The following is a 17474-nucleotide window of genomic DNA, read 5'->3' on the forward strand; positions in this document are numbered from 1 at the left end:
TGGCGGGCGGCCCGGCAAGGGCCCAGCACGCAGCCCGTACCGCTCTGGCGAAGTCAGCCTTGACCTGCAAGAACGAGCTTGCCCGGATCCCTACCCGCGGCCTCCAGGACGTGCTCCCGAAACCCCGCCACAGCCGGAGTCATCGGCTCCTCGGCCCGCCAAACCAGCCCGATCGTCCGGTACGGCCGCGGGGCCAACGGCACCTCCGCCACCCCCGCCGGTGTCCCCGGCCCGAACCGCGGCAGCAACGCCACCCCCAGCCCCGCCGCCACCAACCCGCGCACCGTGTCCGACTCCTGGCCCTCGAACGCGATCCGCGGGGCGAAGCCCGCCGCCGCGCAGAGCTTGTCCGTCAGCGTTCTCACCCCGTACCCCTGCTCCAGTAGCACGAACTCCTCGTCCGCCAGCTCCGCCACCCGCACCGATCGCCGGCCCGCCAAGCGGTGGCCCGAGGGGACCGACAGCAGGATCTCTTCGTCCACCAAGCCCGCGCACGCCAACGACGGCACCTCGGGCAGCGGCGCGACCAACGCCAGGTCCAGCTCGCCGCCCGCCAGCCGGTCGACCATTTCCTGGCGCGAGCCCTGGACCAGCGTGAACCGGACCCCCGGGTAGCTCGCCCGGTACCCGCGCAGCAGCGAGGGCACCAACGACCGCCCGAGCAGGTGCAGGAACCCCAGCACGACGTGCCCCGACTCCGGGGACACCTCCTCGCGCGCCAGCCGGACGCCCGTGTCGAGCGCCGCCAAACCTCGCTCGGCCGCCTCGGCCAGGAGCTCGGCCGCGCGCGTCAAGCGGATGCCGCGGCCGTCCGGGATCGTCAACGGGGCTCCCAGTGCCTCCGCCAGTGCCGCGAGGCGGCGGCTCACCGTCGGCTGCGGCACGCCCAGCAGTTCGGCCGCGCGTGTGATGTTCCTCGTCTCCCTCAGCGCGGCGAGCAGAGGCAAGTGCGGTGCGACCTGCGCGGACAGCGAATCATACGTCACCGCATTGATCATGCCAGGTAAGTGCATTAGACGTATTGGTTAGCGCTGCTTACGTTCAGGACGTGACTTCCACCCGCCGAGTCAAGACCGCCGTTGCCGCGGCGGGGATCTCCTCCTTCGCCCTGCTCTACGCGCCGCAGCCGGTGCTGCCGCAGCTGGCCGCCCAATTCCACCTCGACCCCGGTGGTGCGGCCCTCGCCGTCAGCGTCGCCACCGGCGCGCTCGCCGTGGCGGTCCTGCCCATTGCGGCGCTGTCCGAGGTGGTGGGGCGGCGGCCGGTGATCCTGACGTCCGTCGTCGCGTCGGTCGTTTTCGGGCTGCTGTTGCCGCTGATGCCGACCTACCCGGCGCTGCTCGTCCTGCGCGCGCTGCAGGGCGTCGCGATCGCCGGGTTCCCCGGGGTCGCGGCCGCCTACCTGGCCGAACGGCTGGGCCGCGCGGGCGTCGCCGCGGCCGTCGCCGCGGCCGTCGGCGCGATGATCGCGGGCAACACCGTCGGCGGCATGCTCGGCCGGCTGGCCAGCGGGTTCACCGCCGGTCCGCTCGGCTGGCGGGGTGCGCTGTTCGTCGTCGCGGGCGTGGGAGCGGTGTGCTCGGCCGTCACCGTCGTGGCGCTGCCGCCGGGCACGCGGCCCCGCGGTGACGCCCAGCTGCGCAGCGTCGCCCGCGGGCTGGTGACGGCGCTGAGCAAGCCGGTGCTGCTGGCCCAGTACGCCGTCGCGCTGCTGGCGATGGGCTCGTTCGTCGCGCTCTACAACGCCGCCGGCTTCCGGCTGACCGGCGATCCGCTGCACCTGTCGCCGGCGATCGCGTCGCTGGTTTTCCTCGCCTACGCGACGGGCTCGGTCTCCTCGGCCGCGGCCGGACGGCTGGTGGCGCGGGTGGGCCGCCGCCGGGCGCTGGTCGGCGCGCTGCTGCTGACGGCGCTGGGCGCGGCGCTGACGCTGCCGGACTCGCTGCCCGTGGTCATCGCCGGGTTCTTGGTGCTGACGTGCGCGTTCTTCGCGGCGCACGCGGTCGCGAACGGCTGGGCGGCCGCGGACGCGCCGGAAACCGCCCGCGGTCAGGTGGGCGGGATGTACACGGCGACGTACTACCTGGGCAGCAGCGTGGGCGGCGCCGCGGGAGCGTGGGTGTACGGGCACGCGGGCTGGGGGTGGCTGATCGCGGTGGTGGCGGTGTGGCTGCTGCTCGCCGTGGCCGCGGTCGGCGCCGGAACGCGGCTCCGGCCCGGGCGGTCTCAGCCCAGCGAAGCCGCCAGCTCCACCAAGGTCCGCGCGGCGAACCCCGTCGCGCCCGGCACCACCTCGTCGTAGTTCTTCTCCGACCGCGCCGGGCCCGCGATGTCCAGGTGCGCCCACGGCAGGCCCGCCGTGAACTCCCGCAGGAACAGCGCCGCCGTGATGCCGCCCGGCCCGCCCGGTGTCTGGCGCACGTCGCCGAACTCGCCGCGGACGTTCTCCGCGTAGTCCTCCACCAGCGGCATGCGCCACCACGCCTCGCCGACCCGCGAGCCCGCTTCGGACACCAGCGCCGCCAGCGAGTCGTCGGAGGCGAACAGGCCACCCGTGCGCAGGCCCAGCGAGACCTTCATCGCGCCCGTCAGCGTGGCCGCGTCGACGACGTAGTCCGGCGAGAACCGGCGGATGCCGTACACCAGCGCGTCGGCCAGGACCATCCGGCCCTCCGCGTCCGTGTTCCCCACTTCGGTCGTCTTGCCGCCGTAGTGGCGGACGATGTCGCCCGGCCGGTACGACGATCCGGAGACGTGGTTTTCCGCGCACGGGACCAGCGCCGTCACCCGGACCGGCAGGCCCAGGGCCGCGATGCCGCGGACCGCCGCGATCACCGCCGCGCCGCCCGCCATGTCCGTGCGCATCAGGTGCATCCCGTCGGCCGGCTTGATCGACAGGCCGCCGGTGTCGAACGTGATGCCCTTGCCGACCAGGAGCAGGTGCGGGGAAGCGCCCGACGGCTTGTACGCCATCTCGATCAGCCGCGGCGGCCGCGCGGAACCGCCGCCGACGGCCAGGACGCCGCCGAAGCCCTCCGCCGCGAGCCACTTCTCGTCCCGCACCGTCACCTCGACGCGCGGACCGGCCACGCGAGCGGCCGTGTCGGCCAGCCAGGCCGGGGTCTTCACGTTGGACGGCGTGTTCGCCAGATCACGCGTCAACGCCGTCGCCGCGGCCAGCACCGAAGCGCGGGCGACCAGCTCGGGCAACGCGGGGTCCGCACCCACGAGCCGCACCGTCCGCACCGACGGCTTCGGGTCCGCTCCGGACACCTTGTACCGGTAGCCGCCGAGCAGCAGCCCCAGCGCGAGCTCCGTGACGTGCTCGCCGGAAGCCTCTTCGGGCAGCGCCAGCTGCACCGCGCGGAACGCCTTGCCGCCGTTTTCGACGTCCTCGGCCAGCGTCGCGTTCACCGCGCGGACCAGCGCCGCACCGGTCTTGCGGTACTCCTTCGGCTCCCCGCCGCCGAGTCCCGCGATCCAGCGGGGCCCGCCACCGGGGACCGTTTGCACATCGCCCGCCTTGCCCGTGATCCGGACGCCCTCGATTTCCAAGGGCTCGACGTCATCGTTGTCGGGCGCGGCCACCAGCCGGGCCGCCGGGACGCCGCGGCGGAGCTCCGCCGTGACCTCGATGTCGAGCAGGGTAGCCGGAACGGGCGGTAGCGGATTACGCACAGTGAGCAACCTTCGGGCGCAGAGGAACCGCGACCCCGGCCTCCGAAGGGAGACCGGGGTGCGACGGAAGGACGGATCGGGGGAGCCGGGTCAGCCGGTGACCTCCGCCAGTGCGGCGCCGAGGTCCTTCGCTTCTTCCGCGGAGAGTTCGACGACGAGTCGCCCACCACCCTCGAGTGGTACGCGCATCACGAGGCCCCGCCCCTCCTTAGTCACTTCGAGGGGACCATCTCCGGTCCGGGGCTTCATGGCCGCCATAGCGTGCTCCCTCCGTCTCAACCGGCGCGCCCGGGTCGCGCTCGCGTGAAAGCCAGCCGGGTCTGGTGTCCATTGTCCCTCATCAGCGGCCGGGCGCATCAGCGGAGGGGATCTTTTGCCGCCGTATCGGTGCTGGTATGCGGCCCGCGCGAGGTGAAAGACTCTCGGCCGACCGAAGTTTTCCGCGCAAGGAGAAGACGTGACCACATCCGACGTCCTGTTGACCGCCGACGCCGACGGGGTGCGCACCCTCACCCTCAACCGGCCGCAGGCGTACAACTCGCTGACCGTGGAGCTGAAGGAAGCACTGCTCGCGGCGCTGCGCGAGGCGGCGGACGACAAGGGAGTCCGCGCGGTCGTGCTGACCGGTTCCGGCAAGGCGTTCTGCGCCGGTCAGGACCTGAAGGAGCACGTGGGGCTGCTGCAAGCGGGTGACCCCGCCCCGCTACAGACCGTGAAGGAGCACTACAACCCGATCGTCCGGACCATCGTGGCGATGCCGAAGCCGGTCATCGCGGCCGTCAACGGGACCGCCGCCGGCGCCGGGGCCGCCTTCGCCTACGCCAGCGACCTGCGGATCGCCGCCGAGTCGTCGTCGTTCCTGATGGCCTTCGCCAACGTCGGGCTGGGCCCGGACTCGGGCGCGTCCTGGACGCTGCAGCGGCTGGTCGGCTACGGCCGCGCCGCCGAGCTGATGCTGCTGGCCCGGACCGTCGACGCGGCCGAGGCGCTGCGGCTCGGCCTGGTCGGCGAGGTGGTGCCGGACGAGGAACTCGCCGCCCGCGCCCAGAAGGTGGCGGCGAAGCTCGCGGCCGGCCCGACCGTCGCCTACGCGAAGATCAAGGGCGTGCTCAACCTGGCCGCGCAGTCGACGTTCGAGGAGGCCCTCGAGGCCGAGGACGCCGCCCAGTCCGCGCTCGGCGGGACCGCCGACCACACCGAAGCCGTCGAAGCCTTCGTCGGCAAGCGCAAGCCGGACTTCCAGGGCAAGTAAGCAGTCTGCCGCGGCCGGTCGTGAGTGGTAAAGCGGGTTAGAACCCGCTTTACCACTCACGACAGCTGCGGCAGACCCGGGAAGCCGGACGCCCCTACCAGCGTGCGCGGTAGGGCTGGCCCCCCGAAACCCCCGGAGGTGCACCGGCTTCCCGCAGGAGCCGCCGTCGCGGAGACTCGGGGGCGTGACCACCACTGAGAACGTCGTCGGCAGCGATTTCGCCCGGCTGAGCCACCGCATCTCCGCCGCCGGGCTGATGGCACGCCGTCCCGGCTACTACACCGCCCGGATCGCCGTCGTGACGGGACTCTTCGCCGCCGGCTGGGTGGCCTTCGCGCTGCTCGGGAACTCCTGGTGGCAGCTCGCCGTCGCCGCCTTCCTGGCCGTGATGTTCGGGCAGATCGCCTTGCTTTCCCACGATCTCGCGCACAAGCAGGTCTTCCGCCGCCGCCGGCCCACCGAAATCGCCGGGATGCTCGCGGGCAACCTCGGCATCGGGATGAGCTACGGCTGGTGGATGGACAAGCACACCCGCCACCACGCCAACCCGAACCACGAAGAGCTCGACCCCGACGTCGATCCGGACATCCTGGTGTGGTCGAAGGACCAGGCCCGCGCCAGCCGGGGCGTCCCGCGCTTCATCGGCCGGTACCAGGCGTTCCTCTTCTTCCCGCTGCTCACCCTCGAAGGCCTGAACCTGCACTGGTCCGGCGTCCGCGCGGTCCGCAAGCCGGGACTGCGCCGCCGCGGAACCGAAGCCGCGCTGCTCGCCGCGCACTTCGTCCTCTACTTCGGCGCGCTGTTCACCGTGCTCTCCCCCGGCATGGCGCTGCTGTTCTTCGCCGTCCACCAGGGACTGTGGGGGATCTACATGGGATCGATCTTCGCACCCAACCACAAGGGCATGCCGACGCTGACCGGGCGCACCGAGCTCGACTTCCTCCGCAAGCAGGTGCTCACCTCGCGCAACGTCCGCGGCGGTGTCGTCACCGACGTCGCTCTCGGCGGCCTCAACTACCAGATCGAGCACCACCTGTTCCCGAGCATGCCCTCGCCGCACCTGCGGCGCGCGCAGCCGATCGTCCAGGCCTACTGCGCCGAGGTGGGCATCCCGTACCTGCAGACGAGCCTCGTCGAGTCCTACCGGCAGGCGCTCACCCACCTGCATGAAGCTGGGGCCCCTCTCAGGAACCGTTCGTAGACTCGGGTCATGAGGAACACGATCGCGGCCTTGCGTGACCTGCCGGCGGCGTTCGGCGCGAAGGCCGCCGGCCCGCGGGCCGAGCGGGTCCGCTCCTCGCCGCAGTTCGACGGCAAGGTGTTCCGCAACGCGGCGCCGCGGCACCCGATGACCGCGACGTCGATGCGCACCATCTTCCGCGAGATGTTTTTCGGCGAACACCGCGAGCTGCGCAAACCCGCTCGCCCGGTGCCACTGGTCGCGTCGGCGCCGGTCGAGGCGGCCGATGGCCTGCACCTGACCTGGTACGGCCACGCGTCCACGCTGGTCGAGCTCGACGGCGCCCGGGTGCTGCTCGACCCGGTGTGGAGCGAGCGGGTCTCCCCCGCGGCGTTCGCCGGGCCGCGGCGGCTGCACGAACCGCCGGTGCCGCTGTCCGGGCTCGGCCGGATCGACGCCGTGGTGATCTCGCACGACCACTACGACCACCTGGACCTGGCCACGGTCCGCGCGCTGGTGACGTCGTCCGAGGCGCCCTTCCTCGTCCCGCTCGGGGTCGGCGCGCACCTGGAACGCTGGCACGTCCCGGCCGCGCGGATCATCGAGCTCGACTGGCACGAAGAGGCGGCGGTCGCGGGCGTCCGGTTCGTCGCGACGCCGGCCCAGCACTTCTCCGGCCGCGGCCTCACCAACGACGGCACGCTGTGGACGTCGTGGGCGCTGCTGGGTCCGGAGCACCGGGTGTTCTACAGCGGCGACACGGGCTATTTCGACGGTTTCGCGGCGATCGGCGCGCAGCACGGCCCGTTCGACGCGGCCCTGATCCAGATCGGCGCGTACGCCCCGCAGTGGCCGGACATCCACATGACCCCGGAGGAAGGCGTCGCGGCCGGCCTCGACGTGCGGGCGAAGCTGCTGGTCCCGGTGCACTGGGCGACGTTCCAGCTGGCGATGCACCCGTGGGGCGAACCGGCGGACCGCGTGTGGAGCGAGGCGAAGGAGGCCGACCTCCCGCTGGCGATCCCCCGCCCCGGCGAGCGCATCGACGCCGCCGCTCCCCCGCCGGTGGACGGCTGGTGGCAGGCGCTGTGAAGCTCAAACTGGACCTGCACGACCTCTACAACCGCGGTGGCGAGATCGACCGGGCCCTGCGGGCGGTCATCGACGAGGCCGTCGCCAAGAAGGCCCCGCTCGTCGAGATCATCCCGGGCAAGGGGTCGGGTCAGCTGAAGAAGCACGTCCTGCGGTTCCTCGAGCGCAAGGACGTCAAAGCGCTGTACCACCGGGTCGAGAAGGACAAGGACAACTTCGGCCGGGTGTTCGTGCACTTCCGGTGGAAGTGACTCAGAACCGGCTGTCGTGCCGGGCTTCGGCCCAGGCGCGGTCCCACGCCGCCGCGTGGAGGCGGGTCAGGATAAACCGGACGGTGACGTACAAACCCGCCAGCGCTCCGGTGATCGCCGCCCACAGCAGGACTGCCGCGAACACGCCGTCCGCCGCCGAGGTCGATGCCGAGCGCGGCTGGCCGGCCAGCTCGCCGCGGGAGTCCAGCCAGATCGGGATGCGGGCGCCCGCCGGGCTGCCGGGGTCGGTGAGGACGTCGCCCGTGTGGCGGGTTCCGCGGGCGTCGAACCAGGCCGCCGGGACCGTTGTCTCGGCGGCCGGGGCGCCGGCTCCGTCCGTGCTGTAGGGCTGGCCGGACGCCGCCGCGAGGGAAACCGCCGTCGCCGGGTGGCGCGTGGCGCGTTCCTGCGCGGCGCGAGTGTTCTGGGCCGCGTACGTCTCCGAACCGATCGCCGCCGCGAACGGGATCGCGAGGAACGCGCCGACGACGGCCAGGAGCAGCAGGAGCGCTTCGACGCGGTCGCCCGCTCGCGCGAGGGGGTTGCGGCCGGGGTGCACCAGCCGCCCGAACCGGGCGATCCGTCCGCTGGGCCCACGCATGCGCGACTCACTCCTCCCGGAAGGTGTCTTCTCGGTAACAGTGTGCGCGCCGGGAGTCGGCTTTCTCTCGTGAATGGGATGCGGCCCACCTGTGAATCCCTGCACAACCACCCGGTCGAGCTAACCCACCGCGATCGCCGGTCACAGCCAGTCGTCGGGGCGGGGCCAGGGCATCAGGGCCGCGAGCGCGTCCCGGGCCGGTTCGGTGACCGCGTACCGGCCGCGGTGGAACAGCAGCGGACGGGCGTCCGACGGCGCGCCGAGCGCGGTGACCCGGCCGATCACGACGTAGTGGTCGCCCGCCTCGTGCACGGCTTCCAGCGCACAGTCGATCCAGGTCAGCGCGCCGTCGAGCAGGGGCGCGCCGGACGGCGCGGGCGTCCAGCCGAACCGGGCGAACTTGTCCTCGCCGCGGGCGCCGAACACGGCGCTGACCTCCTGCTGGTCCTCGGCCAGCACGTTGACCGCGAACCGGCCCGCCGCGGCCAGCACCGGCCACGTTCGCGACGTGCGGGCCGGGCAGAACAGCACCAGCGGCGGGTCGAGCGACAACGCGGCGAACGACTGGCAGGCGAACCCGGCGAGCGTGTCGCCGTCGCGGCCGGTGACCACGGTGACGCCCGTGCAGAAGTGCCCGAGCACGCTGCGGAACTCGGTCTGGTCGACCGCCACCGACGTCATGGCGCGCCGGGCGGCCGCGCGCCGACCGAGAAGTCGTGCCCCCACAGCGAAACCGCGGTGCTCTCGCGCGCGATCCAGTTGCCGTCGTCGACCTGACGGCCTTCGCAGCCGAACTCGACGTCGAAGCCGCCGGGGGTCTTCATGTAGAACGACAGCATCAGGTCGTTGACGTGCCGGCCGAGCGTGGCCGACATCGGCACCTTCCGCCGGATCGCCCGGTCGAGGCACAGGCCGACGTCGTCGGTGTTCTCCACCTCGACCATCAGGTGCACGATCCCGCTCGGCGTCGGCATCGGCAGGAACGCCAGGCTGTGGTGCCGCGGGTTGCAGCCGAAGAACCGCAGCCACGCGGGCGGCCCGACGGCGGGCCGCCCGACCAGTTGCGGCGGCAGGCGCATCGAGTCGCGCAGCCGGAAGCCGAGGACGTCCCGGTAGAACCGCAGCGACGCTTCGTCGTCCTTTGTGGACAACACGACGTGGCCGAGGCCCTGCTCGCCGGTGACGAACTTGTGCCCGTACGGGCTGACCACCCGCCGGTGCTGCAGCGCGACGCCGTGGAACACCTCCTGGGTGTTGCCGGACGGGTCGTCGAAGCTGATCAGCTCGTCGACGCGTCGGTCGGCCAGCTCGTCGGGCGTGCCCTCCTTGTACGGCACCGACGCACCGTCCAACCGGGACCGCAGCTCGGCCAGCTCGCCCGCGTGAGCGACCTCCCAGCCGGTGACGGCCAGCCGGTCCGCGTCACCCGGGGAGATGACCAGCCGCGCGGGGAAGTCGTCCATGCGCAGGTACAGCGCGTCCGGGTGGGTGCCGCTGCCTTCGACCATGCCGAGCACCTTGAGCCCGTACTCGCGCCAGGCCGCCATGTCGGTGGCTTCGATGCGGAGGTAGCCCAGCGACCGGATGCCCATCAGGAACTCCCGAGGAAGTCGAGGGCCAGCCGGTTGAACTCGTCGAACTTCTCCAGCTGGGCCCAGTGCCCGCAGCCGCCGAACACGTGCAGCTGCGCGCGCGGAATCGTCTTGAGTGCGAGCAACGCGCCGTCCAAGGGGTTCACGCGGTCCTCGCGGCCCCAGATCAAGAGTACGCGCTGGCGGAGGCGGTGGGCTTCGCGCCAGAGCATGCCTTCTTCGTAGGTGCCGGGCTGCGCGAACGACTTGCCCATGGCGCGCATCGCGGCCAGGGACTCCGGGGTGTTGGCGGCGGCGAAGCGTTCGTCGATCAGCTCGTCGGTGACCAGCGCCTGGTCGTGGACCATGATGCGCAGGAAGGCTTCCATGCGTTCGCGCGACGGCTTGGCCGCGAACTTCCCGAGGTTCTTGACGCCTTCGGTCGGGTCGGGCGCGAACAGGTTGACGCTCAGCCCGCCCGGCCCCATCAGGACCAGGCGCCCGGCCCGCTTCCCGTGGTTCAACGCGAACCGCACCGCCGCTCCCCCGCCCAGGGAGTTGCCGACGAAGTGGGCGCGTTCGACGCCGAGCGTGTCCATCAGGCCGGCGACGGCGTCCGCGCTGTGCCGGAAGTACTGCGGGTGCTCGGTCGGCTTGTCGGAGCGTCCGAAGCCGGGCTGGTCGACGGCGATCGTCCGGTAGCGCTTGGCGAACTCCGGCAGGTTGCGCCCGAAGTTGCTCCACGCCGACGCGCCGGGCCCGCCGCCGTGCAGCAGGATGACCGTCTCGGCGTGCTCGGCGCCGGCTTCGTGGTAGTGCAGTTTCAGCGAGCCCGCCTGCCCGTACTTGCCTTCGGGAGCGGCCATCAGTACATCGCGTTCTCGACGGGGAGCCCGAAGACGCCGGTGCCGTACATGACGTAGGCGCGCTCGGCGTCGTTGGCCGCGTGGACGCGGCCGGCGTGCGCGTCGCGCCAGAAGCGCTGGATCGGGGTGCCGCGCTGGATCGCGCGGCCGCCGGAGTTCTCGAAGAGCCGGTCGATCGCGGTGATCGCGCGTTCGGTGCCGCGCACCTGGTCGCGCCGCACGCGCAGCCGCAGGTCCGCGGGCAGCCGTTCCTCGCGCTTGGCCAGTTCGTACAGCTCCTCGATGTTGCGGGTCAGCTGCAGCCAGGCGGCGTCGATCTCGCTGGCCGCCTCGGCGATCCGCACCTTGGCGAACGGGTCCTCTTTGGACTGTTCACCGGCGTACGCGGCTCGCACGCGCTTGCGCTGGTGCTCCACGTGGGCGTCGTAAGCACCCTGCGCCATGCCGATGATCGGCGCGGTGATCGTGGTCGGGTGCACCGAACCGTACGGGAGCCGGTACAGCGGGCCGGGGTTGACGGCCTGACCGGGGACCTTGCACTTCGACGTCGCGATGAAGCTCAGCGCCCGGTGCTGCGGCACGAAGACGTCCTCGACGACGATGTCGTTCGAGCCGGTGCCGCGCAGGCCGATCGTGTCCCAGACGTCCACGATCGCGTAGTCGGCGATGGGCAGCAGGTAGGTGCAGAAGTCGACCGGCTTGCCGTCTTTGAACGCGGGCCCCCCGAGTAGCACCCACGTGCAGTGGTCGCAGCCGGAGGAGAAGCTCCACCGGCCCGACAGCCGGTAGCCGCCCTCGACGACCTCGGCCTTGCCCATCGGCGCGTACGAGGAGGAGATCCGCACGTCCTGGTCCTCGCCCCAGACCTCCTGCTGCGCCTGCGCGTCGAACAGGGCCACGTGCCACGGGTGGACGCCGAGGATGGAGGCGACCCAGCCGGTGGACCCGCACGCGCTCGCGATCAGCTTGACCGCGGTGTAGAAGCTCACCGGGTCGGTTTCGAAGCCCCCGTGGAGCTTCGGCTGCAGCAGCTTGAAGAACCCGGTTTCCTGCAGGGCCTTGACGGACTCCTCGGGGACGCGGCGCGCGTCCTCGGTGTCCTGGGCCCGTTCCCGCAGGACCGGCAGGAGGTCCCGGACCCCGGCGATCACCTGCTCGCTCATGCGCAAGTTCCTCTCTCTGTTCACTCCCTCCAGAGACTAGAACACGTTCTCGTTTTTGTCGAGAACGCCCTGCGCCAAGGCACTGTTGATCCCCGCTCTGCGGCCGGAAAACACGCAGTCGGCCAGGGAGAGACCACTGACGTACGACCTGGAACAGATTCCCACGGCGGTGCGGCCGGCCGCGTACAGGCCGGGGATCGGCTCCCCCGCCGCGCTCCGCACCGCGCCGGTGTCCTCGTCGACGACCAGGCCGCCGAGGGTCAGCATCGGCGTCGGGTACCCGAGGTTGGGCCGCACCGAGATGTCGATGAGCGAGTACGGCGGGTTGTCCAGCCGCCGCGCGAACTCCACGGGCTTGCCCACGGGATCCTGGTCGCCGTGGTAGGCCTCGACGCTCGCGCGCAGGCCCGCCGCGTCGATCCCGGCCTTGCGCGCCACCTCGTCCAGGGTCTTCCCGACCACGCGGCCGCGGCGCAGCAGGTACCGCAGCTGGAGCCACTGGAACCACTGGCTCTGCTTGCGGCCGTCCCGGCGCGCCTCGGCCACGATCGGCGCGTCGACGAGCAGCCAGCCCTTGCTCCCGTGCTCCTCGATCAGCTTCTCGCCGACCGCGGCGCCGTAGCGGGACTCGTCGATGACCCGCCCGCCACCGGCGTCGACGATGATCCCGCCGAGGAACGCGCTGGGCGGGGTGACGAACCGCCACGCGGAGATCCGGCCCAGCTCGCCGGTCGCGCCGCCGGCCTCGGTACCCAGGCGGATCCCCGAGCCGTCGTCGGCGGACGTGCCGAGCGGCAGCCCGCCGCGGTAGGCCGGCGCGTGCTCCCGCACCATTTTGCGGTCGGCGATGAACCCGCCGGCCGCCAGCACGACCCCGCGCCGGGCGGTGATCCGCAGCTCACGGCCGTGCGCGCGCTCGAAGCGCTCGACCCGGCGGTGCAGTGACTTGCGCAGCGACGGCACGTAGATGCCGGGCTTCGCCGCGTACTGCGCGAAGCGCTGGTGGCGCGCCCGCACCGCGGCGGAGGCCCCGCTCAGGGTGTCGGCGACGAGCCCGGTGACGCGGCCGGCGTCGTCGCGGATCAGGCTCCGGGCGGTGGTCTGCGTCAGCACGCGGATGCCGCGGGCGCGCACGGCCGCCTTGAGCCGGGCCATCAGCATCTTCCCCGAGGTCCCCGGCCCCTTGACGCGGTGACCGCGCGGAGCCGGTTTCGCCGCGTCGCGGAACCCGCCGGCGGCCTCGCTGCCGGAGTAGTAGAGGTAGTGCCGGTCGCTCGGGTACGACGTCTTGTACGGGCAGAGGCTGCCTTCGAACGGCACGCCGTTGCCCTCCAGCCAGGTGATCATCTCGCGGCTGCCCTCGCAGAACCGCCGCAGCGTCCGTTCCGAGACGACGTCCCCGGTTTCCAGCCGCAGGTAGGCGTACATCGCGTCGACGGAGTCGTCGACGCCCGCGTCGAGCTGCTGACCGGTCCCGCCGCCGGCGTAGACCACGCCACCGCTGACCGCGCTGGCCCCTCCTCCGGCGAAGCGCTCGACGATGACGACGTCGGCGCCCGCGTCGGCCGCTTCGAGGGCGGCACAGGCGCCGGCCGCCCCGAATCCCACGATGACCACGTCCGCGACGAGTGCGTCCATGGTCGCTACCCTAGAACTGAAACACGTTCTCGTCTATCGTGACCGAAAGCGGCTCTCAACTGGATAATCTTCCCATGGAACACGTTACAGGTGAGGTGGCATGACGGAGCAGTTCGACGTCGTCGTCGTCGGCAGTGGCGCCGCCGGGATGACCGCCGCGCTGACTGCGGCCCACAACGGCTTGAGCGTCGTCGTCCTCGAGAAGGCGGCCTGCTTCGGCGGCTCGACCGCCCGCTCCGGCGGCGGCGTCTGGATACCCGGCAACCACGCGCTGCGCGCCGCCGGCATCGAAGAGCCGCCCGAGCGAGCCCGCGAATACCTGGCTTCGATCGTCGGCGACGTCGTCCCGGCCGTCCGGCGCGAGACCTTCCTCGCGCACGGCCCCGAAGTCCTGAAGTTCGTCTGCGACCACACGCCCCTGAAGTTCCGCTGGGTCCGCGACTACAGCGACTACCACCCGGAAGCGCCGGGCGGGCGTCCCGGCGGCCGGTCGGTCGAACCGGTCGCCCTCGACGGCAAGCTCCTGGGCGACGAGCTGGCCCACCTCGAACCGCCGTACAGCGCTCCCCCGCTCGGCGTGCCGATCACCCAAGCCGACTACCGCTGGCTGAGCCTCCTCGCCAGGCACCCGCGCGGGGCACTCCGGCTGCTGTCGCTGGGCCGGCAGTGGCTGGCCGGAAAACTCCGCGGTCAGCAGCTGCTGAGCATGGGGCAAGCGCTTGCGGCCGGCCTGCGGGTCGGCCTGGCCAGGGCCGGCGTCGAGGTCCGGCTGCACACCCCGCTGATCGACCTGCAGGTCGAAGGCGACCGCGTCACCGGGGTCGTCACCGCGCACGGCGCCGTCGAAGCCCGGCGCGGCGTGATCCTCGCCAGCGGCGGCTTCGAGCGGAACCTCGAGATGCGCGAGAAGTACCAGCGCGCGCCGATCGGCGTCGACTGGACCGTCGGCGCGGCCGCCAACACCGGCGACGGCATCACCGCCGGGCTCAAGCTGGGCGCCGCACTCGACCTGATGGACGACGCCTGGTGGGGGCCGACGCTGCCGCTCACCGGCGGCCCGTGGTTCGCGCTGGCCGAGCGGTCCCGGCCGCGCAGCATCATGGTCGACGCGCGCGGCGAGCGGTTCGTCAACGAGTCGGCGCCCTACGTCGAAGCCGTGCACGCCATGTACGGCGAAGGGGACGGGCCAGGCGAGCACATCCCGACCTGGCTGGTGTTCGACCAGGGCTACAAGGACCGGTACATGTTCACCGGCATCGGGCCGCGCCGGCCGCTGCCCGGCCGCTGGTTCAAGGCCGGGATCGCGGCGAAGTCGTCGACGCCGGCCGGGCTGGCGGCGAAGATCGACGTCCCGGCTCAGTCGCTGGAAGCGACGATCGAGCGCTTCAACGGCTTCGCCCGCAAGGGCGTCGACGAGGACTTCCACCGCGGAGTCAGCAAGTACGACCACTACTACGGCGACCCGCGCAACAAACCCAACCCCAGCCTCGGCCCGCTCGACAAAGCGCCGTTCTACGCGGTGAAGATCGTGCCGGGCGACCTGGGCACCAAGGGCGGGCTGCGCACCGACGAGCACGCGCAGGTGCTGCGCGAAGACGGCTCGGCGGTGCCCGGGCTGTTCGCCGCGGGCAACACCGGCGCGGCCGTGATGGGCCGGACGTACGCCGGGCCCGGCGCGACCATCGGCCCCGCCATGGTGTTCGGCTACCTTGCGGCGACGCGGCTGGCGCACGAAGATCAACCGACCACGGGAGGGCAGCGATGACGCAGGATTCGGTACGCACCATCTACGCCGGTGAGCCGCCGACCCGGTTCGCCCGCGGCTGGCACTGCCTGGGCCTGGCGCAGCACTTCCGCGACGGGAAACCGCACGCCATCACCGCGTTCGGCACGAAGCTCGTGGTGTGGGCGGACTCGGCGGGCGAGCTGCACGTCCTCGACGGCTACTGCCGGCACATGGGCGGCGACCTCACCCAGGGCAGCGTCAAGGGCGACGAGGTGGCCTGCCCGTTCCACGACTGGCGCTGGAACGGCAAGGGCAAGTGCGTCTCGATCCCCTACGCCAAGCGGGTTCCGCTGCGCGCGCGGACGCGGTCGTGGACGACGGCCGAGCAGAACGGGCAGCTGCTCGTGTGGCACGACCCGGAGGGCAACCCGCCGCCGGACGAGCTGGCCATCCCGCGGATCGAAGCGGACGGCAGCGACGAGTGGAGCAACTGGACGTGGGACTCGATCTTCATCGAGGGTTCCAACTGCCGGGAGATCATCGACAACGTAGTCGACATGGCGCACTTCTTCTACATCCACTACGCCTACCCGACGTACTTCAAGAACGTGTTCGAAGGCCACATCGCCACCCAGTACCTCAACACCAAGGGCCGCCCGGACATGGGCATGGCCTCGAACTACGGCGGCGAGGACAACCTGCTGCGGTCGGAGGCGTCGTACTTCGGGCCGTCGTACATGATCAACAAGCTGGTGAACTCGTTCCAGGGCTACGAGATCGAGAGCGTGCTGATCAACTGCCACTACCCCGTCACGCCGACGTCGTTTGTGCTGCAGTACGGCATGAAGGTCAAGAAGCTGCCGGGGATCTCGGACGAGCACGCGGACAAGATCGCGGCGAAACTGGCCCGCGGCATCGGGGCCGGGTTCCTGCAGGACGTCGAGATCTGGAAGCACAAGACGCAGATCGACAACCCGCTGTTGTGCGAAGAGGACGGTCCGGTCTACCAGCTTCGCCGGTGGTACCAGCAGTTCTACGTCGACGCCGCCGACGTCACCGAGGACATGACCCGGCGGTTCGAGTTCGAAGTGGACACTTCGAAGGCGAACGAGGCCTGGGCGGCGGAGGTCGCGGAGAACCTGGCGCGGCAGAAGACCGAGGCGGAAGTGTGACGACCGCCGAGCAGGCCGAGTTCCTCTCCGGCGGGCTGCGGCCGCACGAGTGCCGCAGCTGCGGAACGTGCGTGCTGGTGAAGAAGAACAGCATCCAGCACACCAGCATCCAGTGGACCACGGCGCCGGCGCGGACCTGCCCGGTGTTCGCGGACGCGGACGGCCCGACGGCGTTGCTCGACACCTGCCCGAAGCTGGCCGACAGCATTTCCGACGCCGTGCGCGAAGGCACGCTGGCGGTGGCCGATGGCTGAGCGGGTCTACACGCTGACCGTCGCCGACGTCGTCGTCGAGACACCGGACGCGCGGTCGGTGGTCTTCGAGATCCCGCCCGAGCACGCACCGGCGTTCGCCTACCGGGCGGGACAGTTTCTCACCCTGCGCATCCCCAGCGACCGCACCGGTTCGGTGGCGCGGTGCTATTCGCTCTCGAGCGCGCCGCACGAGGACCGCGTGCAGGTGACGGTCAAGCGGACCGACAGCGGCTACGGGTCCAGCTGGATCTGCTCGTCCCTGAAACCGGGGATGCAGGTCGAGGTGCTGGCGCCGGCCGGGGTGTTCTGCCCGGCGTCGGTGGACGAGGACTTCCTGCTGTTCGCCGGCGGCAGCGGCATCACGCCGGTGATCGCGATCCTCAAAACGGCCCTGGAAACCGGCTCCGGCCGGGTGGTGCTGGTCTACGCGAACCGCGACGAGCGTTCGGTGATCTTCGCGGGCGAACTGGCGTCGCTGGCGAAGCGGTACGGCGACCGCCTTGTTGTCGTCCACTGGCTGGAGAGCGTCCAAGGCCTTCCCGACGTCTCGCAGCTCCGCGGGCTGGCTTCCGCGTACACGTCGTTCGAGGCGTTCCTGTGCGGACCGGCGCCGTTCATGGCGGCCGTGCGGGAAGCGCTCGGGCAGCTCGGCGTGCCCCGGGACCGGGTGCACGTCGAAAAGTTCACTTCGCTGACCGGGAACCCGTTCGAGCCCACCGATCCGGAGCCGGTGGCCGAGTCCGGCGAAGCCCCGGCGGCGCTGACGGTGTCGCTGGACGGCTCGACGCGGACGTTGTCGTGGCCGCGGCAGCGGAAGCTCCTCGACCGGCTGCTGGACGAGGGCATGGACGCGCCGTACTCGTGCCGCGAGGGACAATGCAGCGCGTGTGCGTGCCGGGTCGTGTCGGGTGAGGTGAAGATGCTGCACAACGAAGTCCTCGACGCCGAGGACATGGCGGACGGCATCGTGCTGGCCTGCCAGTCGCTCCCGGTCACCGACGACGTCTCGATCAGCTACGAATAGGAGGCC

The 17474-nt window shown here is 71.6% G+C and carries 18 protein-coding genes; 9 read left to right on the forward strand and 9 right to left on the reverse strand.

The annotated features are described in order from the left end of the window. Positions 1 to 53: 53 nt before the first annotated feature. Positions 54 to 998: a LysR family transcriptional regulator gene (locus tag Q5425_RS00490; RefSeq protein ID WP_308670017.1), complete on the reverse strand. Its 945-nt coding sequence runs from the start codon at positions 996 to 998 to the stop codon at positions 54 to 56. Positions 999 to 1048: 50 nt separating this feature from the next. Here Q5425_RS00490 and Q5425_RS00495 point away from each other — a divergent pair, with 50 nt between their 5' ends. After that, on the forward strand, positions 1049 to 2302 hold the full coding sequence (locus tag Q5425_RS00495) for an MFS transporter (protein WP_308670018.1): 1254 nt from the start codon (positions 1049 to 1051) through the stop codon (positions 2300 to 2302). Here the strand turns inward: Q5425_RS00495 and Q5425_RS00500 are convergent. Together Q5425_RS00500 and Q5425_RS00505 are read right to left on the reverse strand one after the other, a co-directional pair. Continuing rightward, on the reverse strand, positions 2227 to 3678 hold the full coding sequence (locus Q5425_RS00500) for a leucyl aminopeptidase family protein (protein ID WP_308670019.1): 1452 nt from the start codon (positions 3676 to 3678) through the stop codon (positions 2227 to 2229). The genes Q5425_RS00495 and Q5425_RS00500 overlap by 76 nt on opposite strands. Positions 3679 to 3768: 90 nt before the next feature. Further along, positions 3769 to 3936 (reverse strand): DUF3117 domain-containing protein, encoded by a 168-nt coding sequence (locus Q5425_RS00505; protein WP_013222969.1) that lies wholly within the window; start codon positions 3934 to 3936, stop codon positions 3769 to 3771. Between the two features lie 199 nt (positions 3937 to 4135). Here Q5425_RS00505 and Q5425_RS00510 point away from each other — a divergent pair, with 199 nt between their 5' ends. The 4 genes from Q5425_RS00510 to Q5425_RS00525 all read left to right on the forward strand — a co-directional run bounded on the left by Q5425_RS00510 (position 4136) and on the right by Q5425_RS00525 (position 7453). Then, a complete protein-coding gene (locus Q5425_RS00510) occupies positions 4136 to 4930 on the forward strand; it encodes an enoyl-CoA hydratase-related protein (protein ID WP_308670020.1) in 795 nt (264 codons plus the stop codon). A 184-nt stretch (positions 4931 to 5114) separates the two neighbouring features. Beyond that, on the forward strand, positions 5115 to 6131 hold the full coding sequence (locus Q5425_RS00515) for an acyl-CoA desaturase (RefSeq protein ID WP_308670021.1): 1017 nt from the start codon (positions 5115 to 5117) through the stop codon (positions 6129 to 6131). A gap of 9 nt (positions 6132 to 6140) precedes the next feature. Further along, positions 6141 to 7202, forward strand: coding sequence for an MBL fold metallo-hydrolase (locus tag Q5425_RS00520; RefSeq protein WP_308670022.1), 1062 nt, complete (start codon positions 6141 to 6143; stop codon positions 7200 to 7202). Continuing rightward, positions 7199 to 7453: a Smr/MutS family protein gene (locus Q5425_RS00525; protein WP_308670023.1), complete on the forward strand. Its 255-nt coding sequence runs from the start codon at positions 7199 to 7201 to the stop codon at positions 7451 to 7453. Before Q5425_RS00520 ends, Q5425_RS00525 begins: the two co-directional genes overlap by 4 nt. A gap of 1 nt (position 7454) precedes the next feature. On the opposite strand, the gene Q5425_RS00530 is transcribed toward Q5425_RS00525, so the two are convergent. From Q5425_RS00530 to Q5425_RS00555, 6 genes are all read right to left on the reverse strand, one after another. Then, positions 7455 to 8054 (reverse strand): hypothetical protein, encoded by a 600-nt coding sequence (locus Q5425_RS00530; RefSeq protein WP_308670024.1) that lies wholly within the window; start codon positions 8052 to 8054, stop codon positions 7455 to 7457. 141 nt (positions 8055 to 8195) lie between these two features. Further along, positions 8196 to 8735 carry a 3-hydroxy-9,10-secoandrosta-1,3,5(10)-triene-9,17-dione monooxygenase reductase subunit gene (gene hsaB, locus Q5425_RS00535; RefSeq protein WP_308670025.1) on the reverse strand — a complete coding sequence of 180 codons (540 nt, stop codon included), beginning with the start codon at positions 8733 to 8735 and terminating at the stop codon, positions 8196 to 8198. Beyond that, positions 8732 to 9646, reverse strand: coding sequence for an iron-dependent extradiol dioxygenase HsaC (gene hsaC, locus Q5425_RS00540; RefSeq protein ID WP_308670026.1), 915 nt, complete (start codon positions 9644 to 9646; stop codon positions 8732 to 8734). The genes hsaB and hsaC overlap by 4 nt, the downstream gene beginning before the upstream one ends. Then, positions 9646 to 10491 (reverse strand): 4,5:9,10-diseco-3-hydroxy-5,9,17-trioxoandrosta-1(10),2-diene-4-oate hydrolase, encoded by an 846-nt coding sequence (hsaD, locus tag Q5425_RS00545; protein WP_308670027.1) that lies wholly within the window; start codon positions 10489 to 10491, stop codon positions 9646 to 9648. Before hsaD ends, hsaC begins: the two co-directional genes overlap by 1 nt. Further along, positions 10491 to 11654 carry a 3-hydroxy-9,10-secoandrosta-1,3,5(10)-triene-9,17-dione monooxygenase oxygenase subunit gene (gene hsaA, locus Q5425_RS00550; protein WP_308670028.1) on the reverse strand — a complete coding sequence of 388 codons (1164 nt, stop codon included), beginning with the start codon at positions 11652 to 11654 and terminating at the stop codon, positions 10491 to 10493. The genes hsaD and hsaA overlap by 1 nt, the downstream gene beginning before the upstream one ends. A gap of 36 nt (positions 11655 to 11690) precedes the next feature. Beyond that, positions 11691 to 13292 carry an FAD-binding protein gene (locus Q5425_RS00555; RefSeq protein WP_308670029.1) on the reverse strand — a complete coding sequence of 534 codons (1602 nt, stop codon included), beginning with the start codon at positions 13290 to 13292 and terminating at the stop codon, positions 11691 to 11693. Positions 13293 to 13392: 100 nt separating this feature from the next. Between Q5425_RS00555 and kstD the strand changes: the two genes are divergently transcribed. Genes kstD through Q5425_RS00575 form a run of 4 tightly spaced genes read left to right on the forward strand, consistent with a single transcriptional unit; the run spans position 13393 to position 17468 of the window. Then, a complete protein-coding gene (kstD, locus tag Q5425_RS00560; protein WP_308670030.1) occupies positions 13393 to 15057 on the forward strand; it encodes a 3-oxosteroid 1-dehydrogenase in 1665 nt (554 codons plus the stop codon). After that, positions 15054 to 16190 (forward strand): Rieske 2Fe-2S domain-containing protein, encoded by a 1137-nt coding sequence (locus tag Q5425_RS00565; RefSeq protein WP_308670031.1) that lies wholly within the window; start codon positions 15054 to 15056, stop codon positions 16188 to 16190. The genes kstD and Q5425_RS00565 overlap by 4 nt, the downstream gene beginning before the upstream one ends. Continuing rightward, positions 16187 to 16444 carry a hypothetical protein gene (locus tag Q5425_RS00570; protein WP_308670032.1) on the forward strand — a complete coding sequence of 86 codons (258 nt, stop codon included), beginning with the start codon at positions 16187 to 16189 and terminating at the stop codon, positions 16442 to 16444. Before Q5425_RS00565 ends, Q5425_RS00570 begins: the two co-directional genes overlap by 4 nt. Then, positions 16437 to 17468, forward strand: coding sequence for a ferredoxin--NADP reductase (locus tag Q5425_RS00575; protein ID WP_308670033.1), 1032 nt, complete (start codon positions 16437 to 16439; stop codon positions 17466 to 17468). The genes Q5425_RS00570 and Q5425_RS00575 overlap by 8 nt, the downstream gene beginning before the upstream one ends. Positions 17469 to 17474: the final 6 nt, after the last annotated feature.

Source organism: Amycolatopsis sp. A133 (assembly GCF_031082405.1).
Classification (GTDB): domain Bacteria; phylum Actinomycetota; class Actinomycetes; order Mycobacteriales; family Pseudonocardiaceae; genus Amycolatopsis.

Bases quoted from the DNA above. Each gene is read 5' to 3' on its own strand.
- Q5425_RS00530 (WP_308670024.1), bottom strand. From the start codon at position 8,054: ATGCGTGGGCCCAGCGGACGGATCGCCCGGTTCGGGCGGCTGGTGCAC.
- Q5425_RS00575 (WP_308670033.1), top strand. From the start codon at position 16,437: ATGGCTGAGCGGGTCTACACGCTGACCGTCGCCGACGTCGTCGTCGAG.
- Q5425_RS00490 (WP_308670017.1), bottom strand. From the start codon at position 998: ATGATCAATGCGGTGACGTATGATTCGCTGTCCGCGCAGGTCGCACCG.
- hsaB (WP_308670025.1), bottom strand. From the start codon at position 8,735: ATGACGTCGGTGGCGGTCGACCAGACCGAGTTCCGCAGCGTGCTCGGG.
- kstD (WP_308670030.1), top strand. From the start codon at position 13,393: ATGACGGAGCAGTTCGACGTCGTCGTCGTCGGCAGTGGCGCCGCCGGG.
- Q5425_RS00520 (WP_308670022.1), top strand. From the start codon at position 6,141: ATGAGGAACACGATCGCGGCCTTGCGTGACCTGCCGGCGGCGTTCGGC.
- hsaA (WP_308670028.1), bottom strand. From the start codon at position 11,654: ATGAGCGAGCAGGTGATCGCCGGGGTCCGGGACCTCCTGCCGGTCCTG.
- hsaC (WP_308670026.1), bottom strand. From the start codon at position 9,646: ATGGGCATCCGGTCGCTGGGCTACCTCCGCATCGAAGCCACCGACATG.
- hsaD (WP_308670027.1), bottom strand. From the start codon at position 10,491: ATGGCCGCTCCCGAAGGCAAGTACGGGCAGGCGGGCTCGCTGAAACTG.
- Q5425_RS00505 (WP_013222969.1), bottom strand. From the start codon at position 3,936: ATGGCGGCCATGAAGCCCCGGACCGGAGATGGTCCCCTCGAAGTGACT.
- Q5425_RS00555 (WP_308670029.1), bottom strand. From the start codon at position 13,292: ATGGACGCACTCGTCGCGGACGTGGTCATCGTGGGATTCGGGGCGGCC.
- Q5425_RS00565 (WP_308670031.1), top strand. From the start codon at position 15,054: ATGACGCAGGATTCGGTACGCACCATCTACGCCGGTGAGCCGCCGACC.